Source organism: Vibrio casei (assembly GCF_002218025.2).
Taxonomy (GTDB): Bacteria; Pseudomonadota; Gammaproteobacteria; order Enterobacterales; family Vibrionaceae; genus Vibrio; species Vibrio casei.
Map to the genome: position 1 here is coordinate 1,439,015 of NZ_AP018680.1, position 25,456 is coordinate 1,464,470.

General features: G+C 40.1%; 23 protein-coding genes and 1 pseudogene. 9 read left to right on the forward strand and 15 right to left on the reverse strand.

Features of this window, described 5'->3' with window-relative positions:
* Window positions 1–266: 266 nt before the first annotated feature.
* Window positions 267–386, forward strand: a pseudogene (locus tag VCASEI_RS06900) (methyltransferase RsmF C-terminal domain-like protein); the annotation flags it as partial.
* A 71-nt stretch (window positions 387–457) separates the two neighbouring features.
* Here VCASEI_RS06900 and VCASEI_RS06905 read toward each other — a convergent pair.
* The 6 genes from VCASEI_RS06905 to VCASEI_RS06930 all read right to left on the reverse strand — a co-directional run bounded on the left by VCASEI_RS06905 (window position 458) and on the right by VCASEI_RS06930 (window position 6,125).
* Window positions 458–1,186, reverse strand: a complete 729-nt coding sequence (locus VCASEI_RS06905; protein WP_238321370.1) for a transporter substrate-binding domain-containing protein — start codon at window positions 1,184–1,186, stop codon at window positions 458–460.
* A gap of 217 nt (window positions 1,187–1,403) precedes the next feature.
* Window positions 1,404–1,988 (reverse strand): DUF2238 domain-containing protein, encoded by a 585-nt coding sequence (locus VCASEI_RS06910; RefSeq protein WP_086958465.1) that lies wholly within the window; start codon window positions 1,986–1,988, stop codon window positions 1,404–1,406.
* Between the two features lie 105 nt (window positions 1,989–2,093).
* Window positions 2,094–2,927 carry a CvfB family protein gene (locus VCASEI_RS06915; RefSeq protein ID WP_089110754.1) on the reverse strand — a complete coding sequence of 278 codons (834 nt, stop codon included), beginning with the start codon at window positions 2,925–2,927 and terminating at the stop codon, window positions 2,094–2,096.
* Window positions 2,928–3,026: 99 nt separating this feature from the next.
* Window positions 3,027–4,379: an NADP-specific glutamate dehydrogenase gene (gene gdhA / locus VCASEI_RS06920; RefSeq protein ID WP_086958471.1), complete on the reverse strand. Its 1,353-nt coding sequence runs from the start codon at window positions 4,377–4,379 to the stop codon at window positions 3,027–3,029.
* Between the two features lie 233 nt (window positions 4,380–4,612).
* Complete coding sequence (locus VCASEI_RS06925; RefSeq protein ID WP_089110755.1) at window positions 4,613–5,086, reverse strand: DUF4442 domain-containing protein; 474 nt, start codon at window positions 5,084–5,086, stop codon at window positions 4,613–4,615.
* Between the two features lie 145 nt (window positions 5,087–5,231).
* Window positions 5,232–6,125 carry a putative PEP-binding protein gene (locus VCASEI_RS06930; protein WP_086958475.1) on the reverse strand — a complete coding sequence of 298 codons (894 nt, stop codon included), beginning with the start codon at window positions 6,123–6,125 and terminating at the stop codon, window positions 5,232–5,234.
* Window positions 6,126–6,332: 207 nt separating this feature from the next.
* Between VCASEI_RS06930 and VCASEI_RS06935 the strand changes: the two genes are divergently transcribed.
* Window positions 6,333–7,409, forward strand: a complete 1,077-nt coding sequence (locus VCASEI_RS06935) for a 3-deoxy-7-phosphoheptulonate synthase (RefSeq protein WP_089110756.1) — start codon at window positions 6,333–6,335, stop codon at window positions 7,407–7,409.
* Between the two features lie 2 nt (window positions 7,410–7,411).
* Window positions 7,412–7,894, forward strand: coding sequence for a YajQ family cyclic di-GMP-binding protein (locus tag VCASEI_RS06940; RefSeq protein WP_086958479.1), 483 nt, complete (start codon window positions 7,412–7,414; stop codon window positions 7,892–7,894).
* Between the two features lie 76 nt (window positions 7,895–7,970).
* Here the strand turns inward: VCASEI_RS06940 and VCASEI_RS06945 are convergent, their stop codons facing one another.
* Together VCASEI_RS06945 and VCASEI_RS06950 are read right to left on the reverse strand one after the other, a co-directional pair.
* A complete protein-coding gene (locus tag VCASEI_RS06945; RefSeq protein ID WP_089110757.1) occupies window positions 7,971–8,636 on the reverse strand; it encodes a hypothetical protein in 666 nt (221 codons plus the stop codon).
* 396 nt (window positions 8,637–9,032) lie between these two features.
* On the reverse strand, window positions 9,033–9,674 hold the full coding sequence (locus VCASEI_RS06950) for a LysE family translocator (protein WP_086958485.1): 642 nt from the start codon (window positions 9,672–9,674) through the stop codon (window positions 9,033–9,035).
* Between the two features lie 212 nt (window positions 9,675–9,886).
* On the opposite strand from VCASEI_RS06950, the gene VCASEI_RS06955 reads away from it, so the two are divergent.
* Window positions 9,887–11,368, forward strand: coding sequence for a carboxypeptidase M32 (locus VCASEI_RS06955; protein WP_089110759.1), 1,482 nt, complete (start codon window positions 9,887–9,889; stop codon window positions 11,366–11,368).
* Window positions 11,369–11,460: 92 nt separating this feature from the next.
* On the opposite strand, the gene VCASEI_RS06960 is transcribed toward VCASEI_RS06955, so the two are convergent.
* From VCASEI_RS06960 to VCASEI_RS06980, 5 genes are all read right to left on the reverse strand, one after another.
* The gene (locus VCASEI_RS06960) at window positions 11,461–11,706 is read right to left on the reverse strand and encodes a hypothetical protein (protein ID WP_086958488.1); all 246 of its coding nucleotides are present in this window, start codon (window positions 11,704–11,706) and stop codon (window positions 11,461–11,463) included.
* A 65-nt stretch (window positions 11,707–11,771) separates the two neighbouring features.
* Complete coding sequence (locus VCASEI_RS06965) at window positions 11,772–12,563, reverse strand: EcsC family protein (RefSeq protein ID WP_089110760.1); 792 nt, start codon at window positions 12,561–12,563, stop codon at window positions 11,772–11,774.
* Window positions 12,564–12,680: 117 nt separating this feature from the next.
* Window positions 12,681–13,175 (reverse strand): outer membrane beta-barrel protein, encoded by a 495-nt coding sequence (locus tag VCASEI_RS06970; protein ID WP_086958492.1) that lies wholly within the window; start codon window positions 13,173–13,175, stop codon window positions 12,681–12,683.
* Window positions 13,176–13,388: 213 nt separating this feature from the next.
* On the reverse strand, window positions 13,389–17,318 hold the full coding sequence (hrpA, locus tag VCASEI_RS06975; RefSeq protein ID WP_226983460.1) for an ATP-dependent RNA helicase HrpA: 3,930 nt from the start codon (window positions 17,316–17,318) through the stop codon (window positions 13,389–13,391).
* Window positions 17,319–17,547: 229 nt separating this feature from the next.
* Complete coding sequence (locus tag VCASEI_RS06980; protein WP_086958495.1) at window positions 17,548–18,270, reverse strand: sulfite exporter TauE/SafE family protein; 723 nt, start codon at window positions 18,268–18,270, stop codon at window positions 17,548–17,550.
* A gap of 210 nt (window positions 18,271–18,480) precedes the next feature.
* Between VCASEI_RS06980 and VCASEI_RS06985 the strand changes: the two genes are divergently transcribed.
* Entirely contained in the window at window positions 18,481–18,927 is a 447-nt protein-coding gene (locus VCASEI_RS06985; RefSeq protein WP_086958497.1) for a tellurite resistance TerB family protein, read from the forward strand.
* 90 nt (window positions 18,928–19,017) lie between these two features.
* On the opposite strand, the gene VCASEI_RS06990 is transcribed toward VCASEI_RS06985, so the two are convergent.
* Window positions 19,018–19,854: a LysR family transcriptional regulator gene (locus tag VCASEI_RS06990; protein WP_086958499.1), complete on the reverse strand. Its 837-nt coding sequence runs from the start codon at window positions 19,852–19,854 to the stop codon at window positions 19,018–19,020.
* Window positions 19,855–19,953: 99 nt separating this feature from the next.
* Here VCASEI_RS06990 and VCASEI_RS06995 point away from each other — a divergent pair, with 99 nt between their 5' ends.
* The gene (locus tag VCASEI_RS06995; protein WP_089110762.1) at window positions 19,954–20,835 is read left to right on the forward strand and encodes an MBL fold metallo-hydrolase; all 882 of its coding nucleotides are present in this window, start codon (window positions 19,954–19,956) and stop codon (window positions 20,833–20,835) included.
* 409 nt (window positions 20,836–21,244) lie between these two features.
* Window positions 21,245–22,788 (forward strand): IS3 family transposase gene (locus VCASEI_RS07000; protein ID WP_110957763.1). Its coding sequence is split into 2 segments (ribosomal slippage): window positions 21,245–21,710 and window positions 21,710–22,788, totalling 1,545 coding nucleotides; the frame shifts between segments, so codons are not numbered across the junction.
* Here the strand turns inward: VCASEI_RS07000 and VCASEI_RS07005 are convergent.
* Window positions 22,769–23,293 (reverse strand): hypothetical protein, encoded by a 525-nt coding sequence (locus tag VCASEI_RS07005; RefSeq protein WP_110957788.1) that lies wholly within the window; start codon window positions 23,291–23,293, stop codon window positions 22,769–22,771. The genes VCASEI_RS07000 and VCASEI_RS07005 overlap by 20 nt on opposite strands.
* A gap of 186 nt (window positions 23,294–23,479) precedes the next feature.
* Between VCASEI_RS07005 and VCASEI_RS07010 the strand changes: the two genes are divergently transcribed.
* Together VCASEI_RS07010 and VCASEI_RS07015 are read left to right on the forward strand one after the other, a co-directional pair.
* Window positions 23,480–24,367, forward strand: a complete 888-nt coding sequence (locus VCASEI_RS07010) for a site-specific integrase (protein WP_086958505.1) — start codon at window positions 23,480–23,482, stop codon at window positions 24,365–24,367.
* Window positions 24,364–25,416 carry an IS91 family transposase gene (locus VCASEI_RS07015; protein WP_110957782.1) on the forward strand — a complete coding sequence of 351 codons (1,053 nt, stop codon included), beginning with the start codon at window positions 24,364–24,366 and terminating at the stop codon, window positions 25,414–25,416. Before VCASEI_RS07010 ends, VCASEI_RS07015 begins: the two co-directional genes overlap by 4 nt.
* Window positions 25,417–25,456 lie beyond the last annotated feature (40 nt).

Sequence of the window (25,456 nt, forward strand, 5' to 3'; positions counted from 1 at the left end):
GGCATAAACTCCGACGGCGTTAGGATGGCAATAGCCTAAAGGCCATTGAACCACGAGCATAGACTGCAGACAGGTGCCACGACGGAATAAGTACGGTAAGCTCTGCTCACTTTAGGATGAGTAATCTACGAATACCAGCATGATAACCGACGAAAGTGCTTGCTTGAGCAATGCGTTAACACTATCTCTTTTTAAAGACAAAATGCCCCAAATAATTGGGTAGAATTTTTGCGCTCTACTTGACAGTGGGAGTCATACCAACGCCAGGTAAAGGTGAAGTCATTGTAGGATTTTCTGGCGCGGTTATCGGTTTAGGTAAATGGGTAGGTAACCGTATTAAAAATGGACTTCCAAGAGAACTTGTGCGGGATAAAAACTTATTTTAGGCTGCCTTTTATTCTAGTAAAAAGCGAGTTGAGTTAACTCGCTTTTTCTGCGTATCGATATAAAGGTGACATTATTGAATAATTTGCCACTGATTTGCCAACACAGATTTGCTATCACCGGCTAGCCATTGGTTTACTTTCTCGAGTAATTCAGTATTTTCTTTCTTCATCATATAAGCTTTATAACTTCGTGTACCATCCAATACACTTGAAGATGAAATACAAAATACACCTTTCTCATGTAGCTGATAAAAATGTCCTTCAATTAAATCAGTGATCATAACGTCTGCTGTTTTATTTCGAATACCTTGCAAATTAGCGAAGTTATCTTTAGTTCGAATAATTTTAGCTTGTTTAATATGAGTGTTTACATAAATTTCATTAGTTCCGCCGGGGTTAACAATTACTCTCACCTTCGGATTATCAATATCTTCAAGTGTCTCAAACCTTGCGGCTTCACTGCAGTGGGAAAGAATGATTTTACCATTTTTAGCAACCGAGCTAGAAAAAGAGAACTGTTTCGCTCTTTTCTCTGTGTAGGTGACACCACCGGCAGCAATATCAAATTTGTCAGAGGCAAGATCATGACCAATCATTGGCCAACTTGTTTGAACAAATTCAATTTTTAAATTTAATGACTTTGCTAGGCGCTTTGTCATATCGACATCGAACCCTGCAAGAGCACCTAATTTATTGTAAAAAGACAAGGGCGAGTAATCACCGGTCATTCCAACTTTTAATGTTCCACTTTGTTCAATCTCATTCCATGTGCGAGCTTGCGCAGCATGAGACGCTAACATTGAACAAAGTATATAAACACAATATTTCGCTTTCAGTATTTTTCTGTATTTGTACATAGCTCGTATTTACATCCATTGTTTAATAGGAACTGAGTTCTTAATTCTATAAGAATATAGTAAACATAAGAAACCATGTGTGTTTTTTGATAAAAACACATTTGATTAATTTATATGTCGCCGTTGTTTACACTAGAACTATCGACCATGAATCATGCTGTTAAACATTTTTTAATTGTTGGTCATGCCACCTAGCCAGTAGAGCTAAACAACATATAGCACCAATTAAAGCAAATGCCATGTCAGATTGTGTATCCCACACATACCCTTGCGTACCTAAGAAAGCCTCTGCATTTTCACCAGTCGCGACAGCGACCCACCATTCAATCAACTCATAAAAAGCACTAAACGCTAAGCATACTGAAACTACAAATAGATTCATCCAGCCTCGCCCATTAACGATATCTAACCGTAATAATAACTCTCTTGCGATAAGTGCTGGCACAAAACCTTGAGCAAAATGTCCTAGCTTGTCGTAATTATTTCTTGCCGCACCAAATAATTGTTCAAAAAATGGGACTTCAGCATAAGTGTAATGACCACCTACCATCAAAATCACACAATGCACAAGAATAAAGACATAGAGTAACGGCGTTAATTTGAAACGCTTATAAGTAATCAATAAAATTCCGGCGCCAATAATCGCAGGGAAAACTTCCAACATCCACGTAAAACGATCTTTGGGATCAATAGCCGACCAAATAAGCATCACCACAAAAATGACAGCCCATAAATATTTTCCCATTTTGTATTCCTTAAACCCTTATCATATTGAATAACATAGATTATTTATTACACAAAAAAACGCATAACCTCTCAGTTATGCGTTTTTCTTGAAAATTATGCTCTGCTAAGCCAAATAAATACCATCTTGCTCTATTCGAATTTTACCTTGTTTATACAGCCCACCAATGGTTTTTTTAAACGTACCTTTGCTGGTGCGGAAAACAGTAAAAATAGCTTCTGGAGTAGACTTATCACTTAAGGGTAAAAAACCACCTTTGGTTTCTAATACATGCATGACTTTTTCGCTCAAATCATCCATTTTAGCCACACCAACTTTCTGTAATGATAAGTTAATACGGCCATCTTCACGAATCGCTTTTATATACCCTTTCAAACGCTTACCGACAAATAGTTTACCGAAAACGTCAGATTTGAAGATCACGCCCCAATGCGTTTCATTAATAATTGCTTTGAAACCTAAGTCTGTACGCTCAGCAATCAACAGTTCAACTTGTTGGTTAACTTCAAAATTAGCCGGTGTTTTATCCAACAATTTATTAAACTTAGTGGTACCGACAATACGACCAGAAGCACTATCGGAATACACATAAACCAGTATGTTTTGACCTTCGGTTAATGGCACTCGTTGGTTACTAAAAGGCACTAATAAATCTTTTTTATCAATCCCCCAATCAACAAATGCGCCCACATTGTTCACGCCCACAACATGCATCATTGACCACTCACCAACCTGAGCAAGTGGTTTTTCTGTGGTCGCACACAACTGGTTGTCCGAATCAAAATACAGCATTACATCAACATCATCACCAATATTGACACCTTCAAGCACAAACTTATTAGGCAGCAATACTGACCCATAATCCTCAGCATCAAGGAAATAACCAAAATCGGCTTGTTTAGTAACTTTAAGGGTATTGACTTGACCAATATGAACCATGAAATCTCTTATTCTTAACGTAAATGACCGGCTGATTATACTCGATATAATTCTGGCTTGCCTGCGTTATTATTTATTAACGAGAACAAGCCACTGAGCTCACACTACACCTTGCTCGATCATCGCATCAGCTACTCGCTTAAAACCGGCAATATTGGCGCCTAGAACCAAATTACCAGGCTGCCCAAACTCCGTTGCGGTATCATTGGCGGTATTAAAAATATTTTTCATTATACGTTGGAGTTTTTGATCAACTTCTTCAAATGTCCAGCTTTGCATACTAGCATTTTGCGCCATTTCTAATTGGCTGGTTGCCACGCCCCCCGCATTAGCAGCTTTCCCTGGCCCGTAAGCAATTTTAGCATCAATGAACGCATTTACGGCATCTTGAGTCGAAGGCATATTCGCGCCTTCTGACACGGCAATACAACCGTTGCTCAGTAATGCCTCAGCATCCGTTAATGTTAATTCATTTTGTGTGGCACATGGAAAGGCAACTTGCCCCTCTAAATGCCATACCGCATGGCCGTCTTTAGGGTAATGAGAAACAGGAATGTATTCGGCATCTTGGTGTGTATTCAAATACAATTCAAGACTGCCTCTTGAACGCTCTTTGATTTCTTTCACTAAATTTAAGTCAATACCATTTGAATGGTAGATAGTCCCCAAAGAATCACTGCAGCTCACCGGTAACGCGCCAAGTTGATAGAGTTTTTCCATTGCATAAATAGCAACATTACCCGCACCTGAAATTAAACAACGCTGGCCTTCTAAGCTTTGTCCGCGAGCTTTAAGCATATAATCTGCAAAATACACCGCGCCATACCCTGTCGCTTCTTTACGAACTAATGAGCCGCCCCACAATAAACTTTTCCCGGTCAACACTCCTTCGTATCGGCCAGTAAGTCGTTTATATTGACCAAATAAGTACCCGATCTCGCGAGCACCAACACCAATATCACCCGCTGGCACATCGGTTGTCGGGCCTATATGGCGATAAAGTTCAGTCATAAATGATTGGCAGAAACGCATTATTTCGCCATCAGATTTACCTTTAGGATTAAAGTTAGCTCCCCCTTTCCCCCCACCAATAGGTAAACCTGTTAATGCATTTTTAAAGATTTGTTCAAATCCTAAAAACTTGATAATGCCGGCATTAACACTAGGGTGAAAGCGAAGGCCACCTTTATATGGACCAAGCGCGGAATTAAATTCGATTCGATAACCTTTATTAACCTGAACATTACCATTATCATCAACCCAAGGAACCCGAAAAATGATTTGACGCTCAGGCTCAATTAAACGCTGAATAATCGCTTGTTGCTGATATATTGGGCTACTGTTTAGAATCGGTTCTAACGATTCTAAAACCTCTTCAACTGCTTGATAAAATTCTGATTGTGCTGGGCTTGTCTGTTGTAAGCCAGAAATAGTTTGATGAATATAAGTCATGTAATCAATTCCATTGAGTAAACAAAAAATAACCAATCCGAGTTATATAAGAAATGAAGTCATATGCAGGTTTCAAATAAACTTCTAGGCCTCTGTTTTCTCATAAAAATGCTTTCTTGTATATAGAGACTCTATTCATTATTTGAAGAATTAGACGCATACAAAAAAGCAGCATCGTCATTAGTGCTGCTTATTTGGCCTTAAGTCGGCTATCAATCAGGCTAGCTAAAAAGTTAACTCACCACTTTAACCGATAATGTAAGTTCAAAAATCGCCATCGGTTCATCACCATGTAAACTTGGGCATAATGCTGTTATGGTCACAGGTTGGTTCACACGCAGGCCGGTTTCGATTGTTTCAGCTAACATTTGATCAATTAGCTTGCCATCGTTACAGACAAAAACAACATCCGCTTCTGGACGAGCAAGAAATTCAGCTTTCACCGCTTTAAAAGCAAGCGATATTTTTGTTCCCATTTGCTCTGATTTACTGATCGCAAGAAATCCTCCGGCTGCATCCGCACCAACGGCAAGAGCACCAAAATACATGCTATGTAAATGGTTCTTAGTTGCTTGAGTTAACGGGATTTTTATTTCAACCGTTTCTTCCGTCATTTTAATAATTTCGGGTTCGCAATAACCTATCATCGGGACTAATTTTTCACCGAAATAATGAAGATGTTGATTTGCAGCCGCTAAAATATCCATGTTTCCATCCTTTATATCACTCAAGTCCGACCAGTTAACTCGCTATTAATATTTAAGTCAATATGAGTTGATTGAAGTTGCTATAAGCATAAAAAAAACCGAAGCAATGTTCGGTTTTCTGTGACTTAAACACATAAAAATATCATTAAATCGCAGCAAGGACCTGTATTTGATCTAATTCAGCTAAGTTAGCCTTAACTTTGGGATATTGCGCGAGATTTTGGCAATAGACAACACAAGGTTTGTTTGCATTATTCGCCGATTTTACCGCCTGAGAAATTAACATTAATACCGCGTCATGTTCTGGATTAAATAATGAATTTAATGATTCATTTTGCTGATCAACGCCTAATGTTAATTGCGTTAAATTACTGGTATTCACGACTAGCCCATCAAAATACTGTAATAAACGATCCGCCATCAACACGGCAGCAGGCGCATCACAACAATACAATACTTTCAGACCATTCAAGCCTCTCGGTAAGCGCTGAATAGCAAGATGATCGATGATCAATGCAGCATCACTAAGGCTACGAACAAAAGGAACAACGATTTCAACATCCACACCTTTATCACGTAAAGCCGCAATCACTTTACACTCTAATTCAAAAGAATGCTGATATTCATTAGAGGCAAAACGAGCAACACCACGTAACCCCATTGCAGGATTGATTTCAGTGTTTTCAATATTCCCACCAATCAAAGCCGAATAAGAATAACTATCGGTATCTGATAAACAAATTCGGACATGTTGATGTTGAGGCTTAATCGCTGCCTCAATCAAACAGACAAGCGTTGACACAAAGTGCTCATCAACGGTTTGACCATTTAATAAACTATCAAGGTTAACTTTATCAGTATCACTAAGGGTATTGAGATGCTGACCAATCTCAGGGTGGTAGGAAATATTTTCTTTAACTAATTCACTTAAAGAAACAAATAAGTGAGAGGCACTATCAATGTAAGTTGAGGCCGGCGATGGTAATACATCACCAAGCAACGCATTCGCAGGAATCTTTCCTTGATGGCTTTGAGACATGGTAACTCCATATAATGTCAAAAATTACTTACTCCGAAAATACTGAGTTCCACCCAACAAAACAAGCATAAAAACGTTTAGACGTTTAATATTCGAACAAAACAATTCATTTCTACGAAAAAAGCACAATAAAAATAGCTTAGAGCGTTTATTCCATACCCTATTTCCGTTATCTTAACTCAGTGTATCTTTAAGAATGAAGACAAAATGCCTTTAGTAAAAACAGACGAGTTACGTACCCAAGCGTTAGGCCCAATGCCAACACCTCTGGAGCTCATGAACGCTCACCCGCTTTCAGAAAAAGTAGCAGATCACATAGAACAATCACGTCGTCAAATTGAAAAAATTCTATCTGGACAAGATTCAAGATTACTTGTCGTCGTCGGCCCATGTTCTGTTCATGACACAGAAGCCGCTCTTGACTACGCTCAACGTTTAAATGCGCTACAAGCACAGTATCAAGATCAACTTTTTATCGTTATGCGTACTTATTTTGAAAAACCTCGTACGATTGTTGGCTGGAAAGGTTTAATCACTGATCCTAACTTAGATGGTAGCTACGCTCTTGAAGCTGGCTTAAATAAAGCCCGTAAACTGTTGCTAGACATTAATACACTAGGTTTAGCCACAGCCACTGAGTTTTTGGATATGATCACCGGTCAATACATTGCTGATCTTATTTCTTGGGGGGCAATCGGGGCTCGAACGACTGAATCACAAATCCACCGTGAAATGGCTTCTGCACTTTCATGCCCTGTAGGATTTAAAAACGGCACCAATGGCAACGTAAAAATATCTACTGATGCTATTCGAGCGGCGCAAGCTTCTCATTACTTCTGTTCACCAGATAAAAATGGGCGCATGACCGTTTATCGCACTTCAGGTAATCCTTATGGGCATACCATCCTGCGCGGTGGTGATACTGGCCCTAACTTTGATTCAGATTCCGTTGCATTAGCCTGTCGTCAACTCGATGACGTTGGGTTGACACCTCGCTTAGTGGTCGACTTTAGTCATGCGAATTGCCAAAAAGAACATCGCAAGCAACTAGAAGTTGCAAAAGATATCTGCCAACAAATTGAGTCTGGCTCAACTTATATCGCAGGAATTATGGCAGAAAGCTTTATTGAAGAAGGTAATCAGCCAATGAACGATCTGAATGCCCTAACCTATGGTAAATCGATTACCGACCCATGCCTAAGTTGGCAGGATACCGTCACTATGCTTGATATGCTTGCGAATGCTATTAAGAATCAAATTAAAAAAACATCGGAGATGAACTAACCATGCCTTCATTTGACATAATTTCTGAAGTAGATAGCGTAGAAGTACGTAACGCTGCTGAAAACGCGAACCGTGAACTGGACACTCGTTTTGATTTCCGTAATGTAGAAGCGAGTTTTGAGTTCAAAAATGACATTGTTAAACTTTCGGCTGAAAATGACTATCAATTGGGCCAGATGATGACGATGCTACGTGGTCAACTGGCTAAACGCGGGGTTGACGCCAACGCCGTAGATTTAAAAAAAGCGGAGCAAACGGGTAAAACCCATACTCAGGAAGCAAGCTTTAAACAAGGTATTGAAACCGATGTTGCAAAGAAAGTCGTTAAGATTATTAAAGAAGCAAAATTAAAAGTTCAAGCTTCTATTCAAGGCGATAAAGTCCGAGTAACAGGTAAAAAACGAGATGATTTACAGCAAGCAATGAGCGTTATACGCCAATCTGAGCTCGAGCAACCTTTCCAGTTTAATAACTTTAAAGATTAATCATTCCAATCTTTATGAACCAATAAAGCCACCTAACTAGGTGGCTTTATTGGTTCATAACAAAATAAAAAGTTGTTTATTCTGGCTTAACACCTAACTTCTCTATTAATGCATTAACATCTACCAAGTCTTTTTTATTCTTAGCAATGCTTGTTCTTAATTTACCAAGCTGCTCTTTTGCTAACTTCTCTTTATCGCAAGAATCAGATTTAGGGTCCCAACTTGTACCTTCTTTAAATAATTTACATTCTTTCGTAAACTTTTCAGTTTGAGAGGCCAACTTATCATAAGTTATAGAAAGCTTATTCACCTGTGCTTCTAACGCCGTTTGTTTCTCAAACAACTCATGAGATTTATCATATAAATCATTTTGAAGCTCAGCTGTTTTTTCTAATTCTTTCTTTTCTGTTTTCAACTCAACCGCTTTCTTTTTTTGAACCACTAAAGTCTTTTCTACTTTTTTCTTTTGCTCATTAAGCTGACTAAGCTCTTGAGTTAAAGATTCAATTTGATCTTGTTGTTCTTGAGACGCTTGCAGCGAGCTTTGTTTCTGTTGATCTAAGTCTTCTTGCATTTTCTGAACTTCAGATTGCAATTCATCATTTTCTTGGCTCAACTGAACCTGCAAAGTTGTAGAGAGTTGAGTATTTGATTTTAATGCTGCATACGTAACAGAGGAGCCCAGAATGATCCCGATGACCATCGCAATACTGACATGAATCTTATTGATTGAGGTTGACATTTTTCATCCTAAATTTAAACCAAAATAGAAAATAACGGCTTTACCCATTTTTCTATTTATCGTATCAATTCACTAATTACCACATACATAAGGTATATCAAAAATGCCCCTGATAATGAAATCACGGCCCACTTCTGAAGTTTCGCATTCGCTTGATAACGAATTAATAAATAGGCGAGAGCGATGAAAATTACGATAGCAATGAGTCTAGTCATGTTATCCCTTCTAATATTATCTCGTCTTCATCAAAGCATTATTGCTAAAGCTTAAGTATAAGTATAAGACTAATAACACCTATACCGTAAAGTACCTTAGCCTAACTCAAGTTTTGTTTCCTAAGCGTCATTTATCTCTAAACTGTTGAGTAAATATGTGATTTTCTCTGTTTGAGTGTTATTAATTCTGGTCTAATGCTAGCTTTAACCCCAGTGCGATGAGTACTACACCTGTAACCCCTTCCATCCATTTAATCATAGACGAATTTTGAATCCAATTTTTTGCTGAATGCACCATTGTAGCAATCCCACACTGCCAGAGCATAGCAATGACAAAATGAATAGAGGCCATAAATAAAGACTGTAGCAAAGGAGAATGCTCAGGATTAATAAATTGAGGTAAAAATGCCAAGTAGAAAACAGCGGTTTTAGGATTGAGAACATTAGACAAAAGACCTTCACGAAAAGACCGTTTTACCGATAAAGGCTTGCCAACTGCCCCACTAGTGACATCCAAATGCCCCTGACCTTTCCATACTGCAATTAGCCCAGCGACACCTAAATACACCAAATAAGCGGCACCAACGAGTTTCATCACATGAAACAATTCAGCCGATTGCAATAAAATAGCTGAGATACCAATTGCTGATAATGTTGCATGAACAAATAGCCCACAACAAATACCTAGGCTTGTGATACACCCATCGACACCACCACTGCGTGTCGTATTACGAATAACCAACGCAGTGTCAAGACCAGGTGTTAACGTCAGTATTGTGATTGCGATTAAAAATGCACCGCCATTCATGATATAAAAGTCCATGATTTCCCTATCTGGAATAAAAAATTACATCCATTTGTTATATCAGCGAATAATCAAGAAAGAAAGCTTTCTATGCTTCAAGTAATTAGAATTATTATTCCTCTATAATTCCCGTATATTTACCTTCTCTTTTCGACGCTAAGGACAGTTGATCTTTGACAATGAAGATGAGAGGGTTAATTCTTCCACATCATTTTTTACATAGGAATGCCATGAGCCACTATCAAAAACTGGTGCAGCACGCACAAAAAATCGCAAATTTTAACCATCTAGCCGCCATCTCAGGATGGGATCAAGCTGCGGTAATGCCTAGTGGTGGTAATGAAGCACGTTCGAATGCTATGGCTGAGCTATCCGTATTATTGCACCAACTGAATACCCAGCCACAATTATCAGATTGGTTCAATGAAGCAGAACAAGAACACTTAAGCCCATTAGAAAAAGCCAGCTTACGTGAAATGAAACAACGTTGGCAACACGCTAATGTATTACCTCAAGATTTAGTTCAAGCAAAATCGTTAGCCGGTTCAAAGTGTGAGCATGCTTGGCGCACTCAACGCAAACAGAACGATTGGAATGGCTACGCTAAAAACTGGCAAGAAGTAGTAAATTTATCTCAACAAGAAGCTCAAATACGATCTGAAGCAAATAATTCAACGCCATATGATGCAATGTTAACTCTCTATGAACCGGGCACCACTACAGAATCTCTGGATATTGTTTTTAATGATGTAAAATCGTGGTTACCTAACCTTGTCGATCGTGTCATCGATAAACAAGATCAAGAATGTGTTCTTCAACCTACAGGGTCATTTAGCACTACCAGCCAAAAATCACTTGGTTTGCAAATTATGCAATTTTTAAAATTTGACTTTAATCATGGGCGCTTAGATGAGAGTGTTCACCCATTTTGTGGCGGTGTACCAACGGATGTTCGTATTACCACTCGGTACGATGAAAATGATTTTATTCAGTCTTTAATGGGCACCATTCATGAAACGGGTCATGCTCGCTATGAACAAGGCTTGCCAAAAGCACTAGCAGGGTTGCCGATTGGAGAAGCACGTTCGATGGGTATCCACGAATCTCAGTCTCTATTTTTTGAAATGCAGCTAGGTAGAAGCCCTGAGTTCATCAACCATCTATCAAGGATGGCAAGTCAACAATTTAATGCTCATCAAGACCTTGCTTTTAGCACTGAGAACTTCCGTAAGCTTTATACTCGTGTTGAAAAAGGTTTTATTCGCGTTGATGCAGATGAGCTGACATATCCTGCGCATGTCATCTTACGCTATGAAATTGAACGTGATTTAATGAATGGCGACATTACTTTCCAAGATGTACCAGAACTTTGGGATCATAAAATGCAAGCTTACCTTGGGCTTTCTACAAAAAATAACTTCCAAAATGGCTGTATGCAGGATATTCACTGGACAGATGGTGCTTTTGGCTACTTCCCAAGTTATACCCTTGGTGCAATGTACGCAGCTCAATTCATGGCAAGCATGCGTAAGCAAGTCAATGTATCGGAAGTTATTGAATCAGGTGATTTAAGTCTTATCTTTGCCTGGTTAGACGAGAATATTTGGAAGAAAGCAAGTCAATTTTCAACCAATGAACTGGTTAAACAGGCCACTGGTGAGACATTAAATGCTGAACATTTCAAAGCTCACCTCAAATCTAGATATTTATGAACATAGCTTAACTCTAAGACGTTTGATTCTGAGAAGCTTAATTCGGAGAAAGAGAAGCCCTGTGGCCGGTTATGGTAATAGGGTTTCTAGTATTACAATAAGTGATTCTTCTCTAAGAGAAGCCATAATAAAATCCCACCAAGAATGAGCGCAACCTTTAACCATTCATTCTTTGGGCGAGAGTCTTTCACTGGTTGGAATACCGTCTTTTCCTCTTCTAAAAACTCAGCGGTTTGAAGGCGCTTAATTTGAGAAGTTAATGACTGAATCTCACTTTGCATCGTGGCTACCTGTTTTTGTAAATCCACTAACTGCTGTTCAAGTTGTTGGGGTTTCATCAAAATCCTTATTCAATTTCATAAAACTAGCGATAACATTTCAGTGTAGCCGTTCAAAATTACTGTTAGCTTATTAGCTTGCTATATTCCTCTTCAATTTTCTCTTTTCCATAAGAACGCTCTAAACGGCGGATAATAAAATGTCCTGTCGCCATATCCTGATAATGACCGATAAAAATAGTATTAATAATAGCACCACCAGCTGCACCTATTGCAGGTACTGCTTGAGCGACAGCTTTTTCTGTCACTTGAATACCGAAACGTTTGGCTATTTCAGCAGTGAACTTAACAAGAATAGGTGAACCTTGATCGGTAATCGCTTTCTTTGCTAAAAATTCAGAAGCGTCGAGTACCGACTTAGCCAGCGCCGCTCTTACGGCATAATAACCACTTTCAGCACCATCATCGTATTTACTCCTACCACCCAGAGCAAAAACTTCTAAACAAGCTAACTTTGTATCTAGAATATCAAGTGACTCCCCTTCAGCACGAGCAATATCTGCTATTGAGCGCAACATGATTGTGGTCGAAATAGGTAACTCAACAGCAATCCCCGCTATTCCAAAAAAGCCCCCCATACCGCCAGTTAGCGCAACACCTAACTTATGCATACGATTTGAAGCCAGGCTCACAGAAGTGCCTTTCATTGTATAAATTGCTGCATCAGATGCCTTTAATAACGCTTTTTGAGTCACATCATTAATACCGCTGTTCCAGCTTTGTGGCAATAACTTCAATCCGTGCTCTATCGGCGAACCAATTGCATTCGACATTTTGGCGGCTAAACCAGGGTTTTCCAATAATTGCTTCGCTTTTTGTAACTGGATCAAATCCTCTGATGATAAACTAGATGACATTAATTACCCCTTATTGAAGACTCATACAGTCATATTAAGACTAATAGAAAAAGCCTCGATACATACATATCGAGGCTTTACTTTATCTTATTTCGGTATAATGCTTATCGCTAATACTTATAAGAAGTGGAAGGTTGCACTTAATGTATAAGTGTTGGCATCAAGTTTGTCGAATCCAAAATGGTTATAAGCCAAACCTAGAGATAAAGAGCCTAAAGGAATACCATCTAAAACTGTGTACTCAACCCCTGCGCCATACATAAAGTCATAACCATCATCGTCTTTAAAATGATCACCCGCGCCAACATCATATTTATTTGCGCCCAGCTTGCCATAAAACTCTAATGGACCGACGTTGATACTTGGCTTAATTGCCGCATACACAGTGGTTAAATCAGAACCTTGTGCTTTACCAAGATCCCAGTAACCAGCTTCAACACCAATAAAAGGTAAAATACCTGTACCGATATTTAAACCATAAGTGCCATCGCTATCAGCACTTGAGCCTGAATAATCAGCACTACCGTAATTCACTCCGGCATAAAGCCATGAGTCCGCAAGCGCCGGTGATGCCGCTCCCATTAAAGCTAAAGCTAAAAGTGTTTTTTTCATCGTAATACCTTCGAATCCTTCGATTATAACATTCACAGAAACTAAGCACTCCCTTAGCATCCATGCATCAAATAGTTACTGCATGATTAGTGAGATGGCCTCCAAAATCAAGTAAAAAATCCATCACAACAAAGAGTTCTAACATTTCTTTACACTAAATGAAGAAAATATAATCATTAGTCTCAATCTGATTAAATATACATTCATAAAAGCTTAACCGGCATCAATCGCATTTTTAATTCTTTTATCAGACACTGGGTATGGCGTGCCTAACTGCTGAGCAAAGAAACTCACTCGTAATTCTTCAATCATCCAACGAATTTCTTTAATCTTATCCGGTATTTCAACGCCTTTTGGAATTTTATTAAGCAGCTCTTTATAGTCCTTCACTACCGATTCAACTTTCAACATGTGCAATCGGTCTTTATTAGGATCTATCGGCAATTTTTCCATCCGACGTTCAATAGCTTTCATATAACGCAAAATATCCGGTAAGCGTTTCCACCCACATTCGGTAGCAAAGCCTTTAAATATTAGACCTTCCACTTGCGCTTTAATATCCGATAACGCAAACGCCATGGTGAAATCGACTTTACCTTTGAGCTTTTTATTAATGCTAAACGCGGTAGTGAGAATAGTTTCCACTTGTTCAGCAATATCGACCACGGTATCGCCTAGTTCAGCCCTAACATACTCTTTCAGTTCTTCAAATTGTTCCGGTTGCCATACTAAACCACCTTTTTGTTCGATCAGCTTATCAATCCCACAGGCTATGCAATCGTCTATAAGATCAAGCACTCTTCCATATGGATTAAAATATAAGCCGAGTTTGGATTTGTTGGGCAAATTACTGTGTAAATATTTAATCGGAGATGGCACATTCAGCAAGATTAAGCGACGTTGCCCCGCTTTCATTGCTTGGTGCTGTTCTTGCTCTGTTTCAAATAATTTAATTTCAACACTGTCTTTGGTGTCCACTAGAGCCGGATAAGCTTTAACTTCAAATCCACCACGCTTTTGTTGATACACGGTTGGCAGTTCACCAAAGCTCCACGTATGCAACCCTTGCTGCTCGATATCATCATCCGCCACTTGAGATAATGTTTCTTGCACTTTCTCTTTTAAGCTTTCTTTCAGCTCATACAAATCATAATGTTCTTTGAGCTTACGTTTGCGGTGATCAACGGCGCGGAACGTCACTTTTAAATGATCAGGGATTTGTTCAAGTTGCCAATCTTCTCGTTTAATTTCAACGCCAGTTATACGACGTAATTCTTTTTCTAAAGCGTCCAGCAGTGGTAATTCCATTGCGTTAACCCTTGATAAAAAAGCATCCGCATAATTTGGTGCAGGCACAAAGTTACGGCGTAGCGTTTTGGGCAAAGATTTAATCAAACTCACCACTAATTCATGGCGCAGCCCCGGGATTTGCCAATCAAAACCGTCTTGGCTAATTTGATTTAAAATCGGTAATGGAATATGAACCGTCACACCATCCCGATCTTGATCAACAGCCGCTTGCCCGGGTTCAAATTGATAGCTTAGTTTCAACTTCAAGCCATTTTGATGCCAAAAATTTGGGTAATCAAGATCCGTCACATGGCTGGCATCGTTTCTAAACAGCATGGCTTTTTCAAAGTTCAGCAATTCAGGTTCCGTTTGACGCGCCATTTTCCACCATGCATCAAAATGACGTCCAGACACCACTTCAGTACTGACTCGTTGATCATAGAAATCAAACAACTCATCATCATCGACCAAAATATCACGGCGCCGGGACTTATGCTCAAGCTCTTCCACTTCTTTTAACAGTTGACGGTTTTGCTTAAAGAAATGATGCTTGGTTTCCCAGTCGCCTTCCACTAATGCACTGCGAATAAAAATCTCACGGGAAAGCGTCGGATCAATCGAGCCATAATTGATAGTACGTTTCGGCACAATCGGAATGCCGTATAACATTACTTTTTCGTGCGCCATGACGGCCGCTTGTTTCTTCGACCAATGCGGCTCACTATAGCTACGTTTAATTAAATGTGGCGCCAGTGGTTCAATCCATTCTGGTTGAATCTTGGCAATGATGCGTCCCCAAAGCTTGGAGGTTTCCACCAACTCTGCCGACATAATCCATTTAGGCTGTTTCTTAAATAAACCAGAGGCTGGGAAGATATGAAAGCGAGCATTACGCGCACCTTGATACTCGCTCTTTTCCGCATCTCTCATACCGATATGAGAGAGTAAACCGACTAACAGCGCACTATGGACGGCTTCGTAGTTAGCAGGATCTGAATTGAGCTTGGTGTTCATTTCACGCATCGCTTGGTGGATTTGAAAATACACATCTTGCCACTCACGCACGCGCAAATAATTTAAGTAGTCTTTCTTGCACAAGTTACGAAATTGATTACTCGATAACGCTTGTTGCTGCTCTTTCACGTAATCCCATAGATTCACAAACGTTAAGAAATCGGAATCTTCATGGAAGAAGCGTTTGTGCTTTTCATCAGAGGCTTGTTGTTTATCCGATGGACGCTCGCGCGGATCTTGAATAGACAATGCCGCGGCAATAATCATCACTTCTTTCAAACAATTATACTTAACCGATTCCAGTACCATCCGAGCTAGGCGTGGATCGATTGGCAACTTCGCCAATTTTCGACCCGTGGTGGTTAAACGTTTTTTCGGATCGGTCGAATCTGGATTTATCGCGCCCAACTCTTCTAGTAGACGTACACCATCTTGAATGTTGCGTTTATCTGGCGCTTCAACAAAGGGAAAAGCATCAATATCCCCTAACCCCAGAGAGGTCATTTGCAAAATAACGGAAGCTAGGTTGGTGCGAATGATTTCCGGATCGGTAAACTCAGGACGTGAATTAAAATCGTCTTCGGAATACAAACGAATACAAATACCATCACTAACACGACCACAACGCCCCTTTCGTTGATTAGCACTGGCTTGTGAAATCGCTTCAATCGGCAAACGCTGAACTTTAGTACGATAACTATAACGGCTGATACGTGCCGTACCCGGGTCAATCACATACTTAATACCCGGAACGGTAAGCGAGGTTTCGGCCACATTGGTTGCCAAAATAATCCGTCGCCCCGTATGTGATTGGAAAATCTTGTTCTGTTCCGCTGAAGATAAGCGTGCATACAAAGGCACCACTTCAGTATCTCGCATGCTGCGATTATTCAATGCTCGTTTGGTTAAGGCATCAGCCGTATCGCGAATTTCACGTTCGCCATTCATAAAAATCAGAATGTCGCCTAAACCCGGTTCATCACACAGTTCATCGACCGCTTGGAAGATACCTTCTAGCTGATCATGGTCTTGATCGGCTTCATCTGAATTAAGCGGACGATAACGCACATCTACCGGATAAGTTCGACCAGACACCTCAATAATTGGTGCTTTATCAAAATGGTTAGAAAAGCGTTCAGGATCGATGGTAGCCGAGGTAATAATAATTTTAAGATCAGGACGTTTAGGCAGTAATTCTTTCAAATACCCCATAATAAAATCTATGTTAAGGCTACGTTCATGCGCTTCATCGATAATGATGGTGTCATATTGATCTAAAAATCGATCGTGCTGAATTTCCGCCAGTAAAATACCATCGGTCATCAATTTGATTTGGGTGTTATCGGATATTTGGTCGTTAAATCGAACTTTATACCCCACAAACTCACCCAATGGCGTTTGCATTTCTTCCGCAATACGATTGGCAACCGAGCGCGCCGCCAGTCGGCGTGGCTGAGTATGACCAATTAAGCCTGTGCGGCCTCGGCCAAGTTCGCTACAAATTTTTGGAATTTGCGTAGTTTTACCTGAACCAGTTTCCCCAGCAATAATCACCACTTGATGGTTGGCAATCGCTTCAGCAATATCATCACGCTTTTGACTAACGGGCAGAATTTCTGGATAGTCGATATGCGGTTTATGCAAGCTGCGGTTTTGCACCACCATCATGGATTTCGCTATGTCCATGGCGATTTCATCAAACACTTTCGCTTTAGCATCTAAATTTTTAATTTTACTCGCACCATGAATACGTTTACTCAAACGAAAACGATCACGAATCATGCAGTCTTTTAAAGCTAAGCGAAGGCTATGAGCGCTATTTCCTTGGCTAAACGACATATCTTGAGAAGAAGAATTGGGTTGATTAGGCGGAGACTGGGTCAAAGCAAGTCCTATTAAATTTGATATTTGAATGCACGTTACCTATTTTCTACCAACAATATACTGCATCAACACTATGCTGCTCTCAACACAATGAGGTGAGTCGATAGGCTATGACATCAAGTTCGATGAATAAAGTAACGGAAAATTGGGGCTATGATAGCACAGCCCCAAATGGGGAAGAAAGTTAAGAAAAGGCGCGGAAGATAGCGGTTAAACCACTGGCAGAGCAAAGCACCAAGGTGAAAATCCGTATCCACTGTTTAGAAACATATTTCACCACCACTTGAGCGGCAACATAGCCCAGCCACCCCATAGGTAATAATGGCAGCGTCATAACAAAGTGCTGCCAAGTAAGATAACCAATGAAATATTGGACAATCAAAGAGATAATCGAACTGAACACAAAAAACGCCGCCAAGTTACCACGTAACGATGAAGCATCTTGATGTTGTAAAATCAATGCCATCGGTGGCCCACCAATGCTTGAACTTGTTCCCATAAACCCAGAGAAAAAACCTGCGACCGCCATTCGATTGGGGGTTGGTTCAAAACGTAATGGCAACAAACTAATTAATACCGCCAGTAGCACCATGCCGCCAAGCCATAACGATAAAGCTGCACTCGAAACATACAAAAGTAAAACACCACCAGCAATTGACCCGGGAACTCGTCCATAAATCGCCATTTTCAATCCACCTATGGCAATATTGTTTCTGTACTTATAAGCATTAAAAAGAGAATTAAACAAGGCAACCATAACGATTGGCGCTGGCACATAATCGGGAGAAACTAAAAACAATAATGGCGCGGCAACAATGGCCAAACCGAAACCGATCGCGCTTTGCACGAACGCGCCCAAAAAGATGATGCCCATTGCCAGTAATACTGTGTGATCCAATTCAGCCATAACAACTCCCCCTAACGTCAAACGGACAATCATAATTCAGACTGAAAATCAGTGATATAGATTTTGTAAACATCCCTTAAAATAGTTTTTCTTATCCATTAGATGCTTAAATTTAACACAAATGGAAATAGCGACGTCTTTCTTTACTTGAACTTTGTGCCCATAAAGCTAACTATATGGTGATAAATAACCATCAATAGCGAGATATTTATGATTCAATCTTTAAAAGCCTTCATTAATCAGCTAACTGAAGGCGCTGAAAACGCCTCAAATCCTTCAGGTAATGCCGATCTCGCAATTGCCGCCCTACTTTGTCAAGTATCACAAGCCGATCACATTGTTGACGAACAAGAAAAAAACGCACAAGTTCATATGCTAATGAAACTGATTGATATCACTAATACCGAAGCTCAAGAATTATTGAATGAAGCTCAAGTTCGCTCGGAAAGCTCAGCGTCAGTCTATGAGTTTACCGACCAGTTACGTAATTTAGAGCAAGAACAACGCTTTGAATTAATTCAGGCTATGTGGCAAGTGGCTTACGCCGATGATCACCTTGATCCCATCGAAGAAGCCGTTATTCGAAAAGTTGCTGAATTGCTATACGTTAACCACAGTGAGTTCATTAGAGCTAAGCTATCCATAACGGAAAAATAGTTTTTCAGAATAACAATGTAACTCAGGGCTAGTAATATTAGCGTTATTAGCACTTCCGGCTTCGTCTGGTTATTCTCATATTACATTTGGTTAGCCAGCCTTAGTCATCTTTTCTTGCAGGAACATCACCATTGATCTTGCTGTCGGTGATAGAAGCGGCACGGCTTCATAAACCAAATATATATCCAGGTTGCTAAGCTCACAGAGTCCTTCGATTGTTTGTAAGTCGCCTTGGTCTAGGTGGTGAGATACCATTGATGCTGGTAAATATGCAGCATGATAACTTGCTAAGCAAAGCTTTAATGTCGTCAGTAAATCATTTGAACTGATTTGTGATTGCCGCGGTTTAGCGTTGCCAATAGGCTTATAACAACCAAGAGGATCCATTATTGGATCATCAATCGATCTAAATTTCAGACTGTCTGGCGTTGCGACTAAATACATGGGTACAGATTGCCAGAGACGACAAACAAGCTTATCCGAGGTAACCTTTCTTCCCCTAATCGCAATATCAATATTATCAAAAGCCAAATCACTCACACTATCGGAAGCAATAATTTCAATACTGACCCTGGGGTTATCGGAGGAAAACTCTTGTATCCAACCAGACATCATATTATTGGGCATAAGAGCCGGTACAGATAAACGAATGCTACCAGTAAGCTCCTGTTCCTGCTGAATTTCATCAACGGTGCCATAAAGTATTGCCAGCGATGTTTTGGCTGCCTTATACAGAATCTTCCCCTCATGCGATAGTTCTATCTTGCGCGTCGTTCGTTTAAACAGCCGCACACCTACTGCGTCCTCCAGTTGCGACACCCTCTGGCTAACCGTCGCTCGAGGTAGATTTAAGTGACGGGCAGAAGCCGAAAAACTATTAAGCTCTGCGGCTAAACAAAATGTTCGAAGCGTTTCTATATGAGTCATATTGTCAATAAATTCCAAACAACTAGTTATTTTTGAACACTCTAGTTTAACAATTGAGATTTGCTAGTCTAGCCCTTATTCCACAAACAGGAGTTAGAAATGAAGAAAACAGTTAAATTGGCATTTGCCAGCACATTACTCATAAGCGCAGTACCAACCAACGCCACCACATTAAATATCCAGTGGCTAGGTGCTTCTACCCTCATATTTGAATTCGGCGACATTCAAATTATTACCGATCCGGCTTTAGGTGTAGGCGAAAAAGCCTATCGCATGGCCGACCCTAATGAAAATTTTGATCTTAGTGTTGGGCCAATGGTGAAGGACCATAGAAGAATGCAATCATTACCAGCCATAACACCGAAAGAATGGGATTTCATTTTATTAAGCCATAGTCATGAGGATCATTTTGATCAAGTTGCACGCCGTGACCTAGATAAAGAACTGCCAATTATTGCACCAAGCGCAGACAAAGAATTACTGACAGAGCTAGGGTTTAGCAAACAAACATTGCTTGACTGGGGCGATACATGGCAAGTAAGCGAGAACGGCTTTAAAGTTAGCGTAACGACCCTACCTGCATTCCATAGTGAAAATCCAAAAGTATTATCATTGCTCGGTGCTGGTAACGGTTATTGGCTTGAGTTTGTAAAAGACGACTATAAAAAAACTGTTTACTGGAGCGGAGATTCTTTCATTACCAATTCAGTTCTAGCGGCTTTAACACCATTAGGGAACATTGATTTGTTTATTCCTCATATTGGTGCCGTAGGTGTTTATGGGCCTCTAGGGAAAATTGCCATGGATTCCAACGATGCCATGATGGCAATTGAGCAGCTACAACCAGAGCGAACCCTACCCATCCATCATTCAACTTACGACCTGTTTATTGAACCTGTCTCAGTTCTCATGGATAAAGCTGTAGCAGCTGATGTGTACGTTGATGTAATTGCACCAGGCGCTTGGCTGATGATTCGTTAACCTCTTACGGCAATAGGAGAACACGCGAGGTTGGTTGCATTAAATTCTACCCAATCTTATGCCAGCTTCGCGTCTGCACGTTGCGAGTAAACGCTCAAAAAAACAAATAGGAATTAACTGATTGATAATATCGTGCTTTAATTTTATCACGGTTAAATTATCTAAAGAAAAGAACAGTCAAATACCTCCTGAAAACTAATATCGACCAATTTACAATAATAAGAAGCTTCGTGCTTGTTCAACACCCAGATAAGGTGTCGGCTACGCGACACCTATCCTTATTTGTTAGGTGTTTTTTATATAAACAACCATCTGATTTATCTTTATCTGTATTTTATCCATATCCCTCTCTGTCAGACTAGTTGTCGCGCTTAATATTCAACCATTAAACAGAGGGCGTGGAGTAACAATGAAACATTATTCAGCGCAAAGCAAAGAGTCGGCTCTTCAGAAGATGATGCCTCCAAATAATATAGCAATAGCCCAATTATCAATCGAGATGGGGATTGGTGAATCAACCTTGTATAATTGGCGAAAACAAGCAATTGATAAGGGGCATTTAGTGCCAGGTGATGGAAAGAATGCTGAGCAGTGGTCATCAGCAAATAAATTCTCAGTCGTGTTGGAAACAGCCTCTTTAAATCAAGCTGAGTTAGCGGAATATTGTCGAGGCAAAGGTCTTTATGTGGAACAAGTATCGGCTTGGCGAAATGCGTGTATAGATGCAAACGCTAACGTTAAAGAGCAAGAAAAAGCCTTCTCCACCGAAACAAAGAAAGATAAAAAACAGATCAATCAATTAGAAAAGGAGCTACGTCGAAAAGATAAGGCACTCGCTGAAACCGCAGCACTATTGGTGTTAAGAAAAAAAGCAAATGCGATCTGGGGGGAAGCCGAGGACGAATGATCCTCGACTCAGCTCGCATTCAAGCAGTTAAACTAGTTAATGAAGCTGTGAGTTCTGGTGCGCCAAAGTTTAAAGCTTGCCGTGAACTTGGGATCAGTGTCCGGACGTATCAACGTTGGACTGTTGACGGGAACATAAAAACAGATGGTAGACCAATATCTCAGCGCCCTGAGCCAAAAAATAAGCTATCAAAAGCAGAGAGAGATAACATATTAGCCATCGTTAATAGCGATGATTTTAAGAGCTTACCACCAAGCCAAATCGTCCCTACATTAGCAGATGAGGGTATTTATCTTGCTTCTGAATCAACATATTATCGTGTTCTTCATGAAGAAAAACAGCAAAACGCTCGCGGACGTAGTCAGATAAAAGAGAGAAAAGTACCGACGACACACTGTGCTACAGGGCCAAACCAAGTGTGGTGTTGGGATATTACTTGGTTACCAGGCCCCGCTAAAGGGCTGCATTTTTATTTATATTTGATACTCGATATATTTAGTCGAAAGATTGTTGGATGGGAAATTCATGATGACGAATCAGCAGAAAATGCATCAATATTAATTAAGAAAGCTCATTTAAAAGAAGGAGTTAAAGATAATCCTCTGGTACTGCATTCGGATAATGGAAGCCCAATGAAAGGCTCATCAATGCTTGAAACACTTTATAGTTTAGGTGTCGTGTCGTCTTTTAATCGTCCTAGGGTGAGCAATGATAATGCTTATGCTGAGTCGATATTTAAAACGTGTAAATATCGCCCTGACTATCCGTATAAAGGGTTTTCAACAATTGATGAGGCGCGTAGTTGGGTGTTGAAATTTAGCCACTGGTATAATTTTAACCACAAACATAGTGGCATCAAATACGTCAGCCCACATCAAAGGCATTCAGGATTAGCGGGTGACATATTGGCTAATAGAAAAGAAGTTTATCAAGGTGCTAAAGATGCTCACCCTGAGCGCTGGAGCGGTAATATCCGTAATTGGGATTTACCAAAAGAAGTGTACTTAAACCCTGAACAAAATAGTGTCAAGGCTGAGAGTGCATAACGTAGTGATCGCGACAACTAGTTTGACAAACACCGATATCTTCACTCATCAGAATAATTCGTCCTTTAGGAAACCACGTTAACTCTGTTAATTTTATTAAGTCAGCTTCAATAAAACCAAAGTCATGAGAAATAGAATTTCGAAGAATTCTAATATCCCCCATCACATTACACATGACTTCATTGCAGTTCACTCCTAGCTCCTTAGATATAAGTTCACGGTACTTATCATTCCATGCCGCATAAATCCAGTTTAGAAAACCATGTGCAATAACCTGGCTAATAGGACCATCGTGCTTTAGTCCTTTTAAAGTATGAAAGTAAGAAACTTTAGAAATTACTTCATTACTATTTTTATCTCTAATAATAAAATCATCATAGGCGCTCTTATTATCCTTAGATAAAAGATTTTCAGAGAGATCTGACAATGCAATATTTGCCAAATGATAAGATGAATGAAAACGTTGAGTAACATCTTTAAATTCTGCTAATGATTTCAAATCCATGATTAAACACCTAACGCCTCATTAAGCGGAAATTAATGGTTGGCTATAATCGCGAAGCGATAGCCAACTGTTAATTTTCCGTTTAAATGACTTGTTGAACGAAGCCGCTGCGCGGCAGAACAGCTAAAACACCATACTTATTCCTGAATGTATTACCACATCGTAATACCTAGCAGGAGTAAAATCATGAACATCAAACAACAAGCTCACTTTGATTCTCTTTATCAACAACATCTTAGCAATTTAACACTGCAAGGGAAGCGACCTGCCACCATTGATGCGTATTCTCGTGCGCTACGTCGTATATCCGCCTATTTTGATTGCCCGCCCGATACCTTAACCACGCAAGATCTAAAACAGTACTTCGAAGCATTAATCAAATCCCACTCATGGAGCACTGTTAAACTGGATCGAAATGGTTTGCAGTTTTTCTATCGTTATACGATAGAAAAACAATGGGAATGGTTAAACATTGTTAAGCCACCACAAGTAAAACGGTTACCCGATATGCTTACACCTTCTCAAATCAACCTATTATTGAACAACACGCATCAATATCGCTATCAAGTCTTCTTTTTCACTCTATACAGTATGGGTTTACGGTTAGGTGAAGGCCTTGGCTTAACGGTGCATGATATTGATAGCGCTGGAATGCAAGTACATATTCGGGATGGTAAAGGCGGTAAAGACCGCCTGATCCCCCTATCAACACCGCTACTTAATGCATTACGAAACTATTGGAAAACACACCGTCATCCCACTTTGCTCTTTCCCGGTTTGGGAAATGGTCGCAATAGTCCAATGGATCGCGGTGGAATACAAAAAGCCCTCAAACAAGTATTAAGAGATTGCCGAATACATAAGCATATTAGCCCTCACTCATTACGCCATTGCTTTGCTACTCATCTACTTGAGCAAGGACTTGATCTTCGTTCACTTCAACATTTACTCGGGCATGCCAGTTTAAATACAACGGCAAGATACACTCAACTTACCCCACTAAAGCAGAAAGATACCATTGTGGCCCTCAATCTTTTGTCTTCTAAGCTAGAGATTGATTGGAGGTCAAAGTGAGCATACTTATTGATATTTTAAAACAACATCATGATGACTTTTTAGCGGCCTATCAGAATCAATTATCGCATGAATCCAAACGTGCGATATACGCTATGCTTCGTTGCCGAACGGTTCAACAAGGGTGTTCACAGTGGTTTTGCCAACGCTGCCAGCATGACGACCGTGTACCGATGTCCTGTGGACATCGGCATTGCCCTCAATGTCAACACACCACCACATCCGATTGGTTAGCGCGACAAAGAAGTAAGTTACTGCCTGTGCATTATTTTATGGCAACCTTTACCTTGCCTTACCAATTACGCGTCATTGCTCAATACCACAGTGATATTTTATATCCAATGATGTTTAAAATAGCAGCATCTGTTTTAAAAGACTTTGCCAAGCGACAACACAAAAGAGACATCGGTTTTACTGCGGTATTGCATACTCACAATCGCCAGCGCGATCTTCATCCTCATTTACATATCATCGTGCCTTCGGGCACTTATGATCAGAAAAAACATCAATGGCACAAGGGTAATTGTCGCTATCTTTTTAATGAATTTGCGCTTGCTAAAGTATGGCGAGCTCGGTTAATCGAGGCGATTGCTCAACACCCAAATCTAAGATTACCAACCAAGATACCACCACACTGGGTGGTTGATTGTCGGCATATTGGGTATGGATTACCCGCCTTAAAATACCTTTCACGTTATTTGTATCGTGGTGTTTTAGCCGATAAAGACATCATAAGAATTACCGATTCAAACGTGACATTTAGATATCAAAATGGGCAAGATCAACGTTGGAAGCAAAGAACCTTACCTGTGCTCAAGTTTTTATGGTTGATATTGCAGCATGTCCTTCCAAAAGGGTTACAACGCGTGAGGGATTATGGTTTTTTACGAGGTAATGCCAGAACATTACGGCGGAAAATCCAGCTGTTATTCATTCCTAATTTAGCCCCATCGTTAGCTGAATCCAATGTTGTACGGAGCAAAGCCTTTCGGCTTTGCCCTTGCTGTCAGCATGAAATGTCATGCGTTGGGATCAGTCGAACGAGGTAGCCGAAAGGCTAAAATATAAGGATAATGGCGACCACTAAAC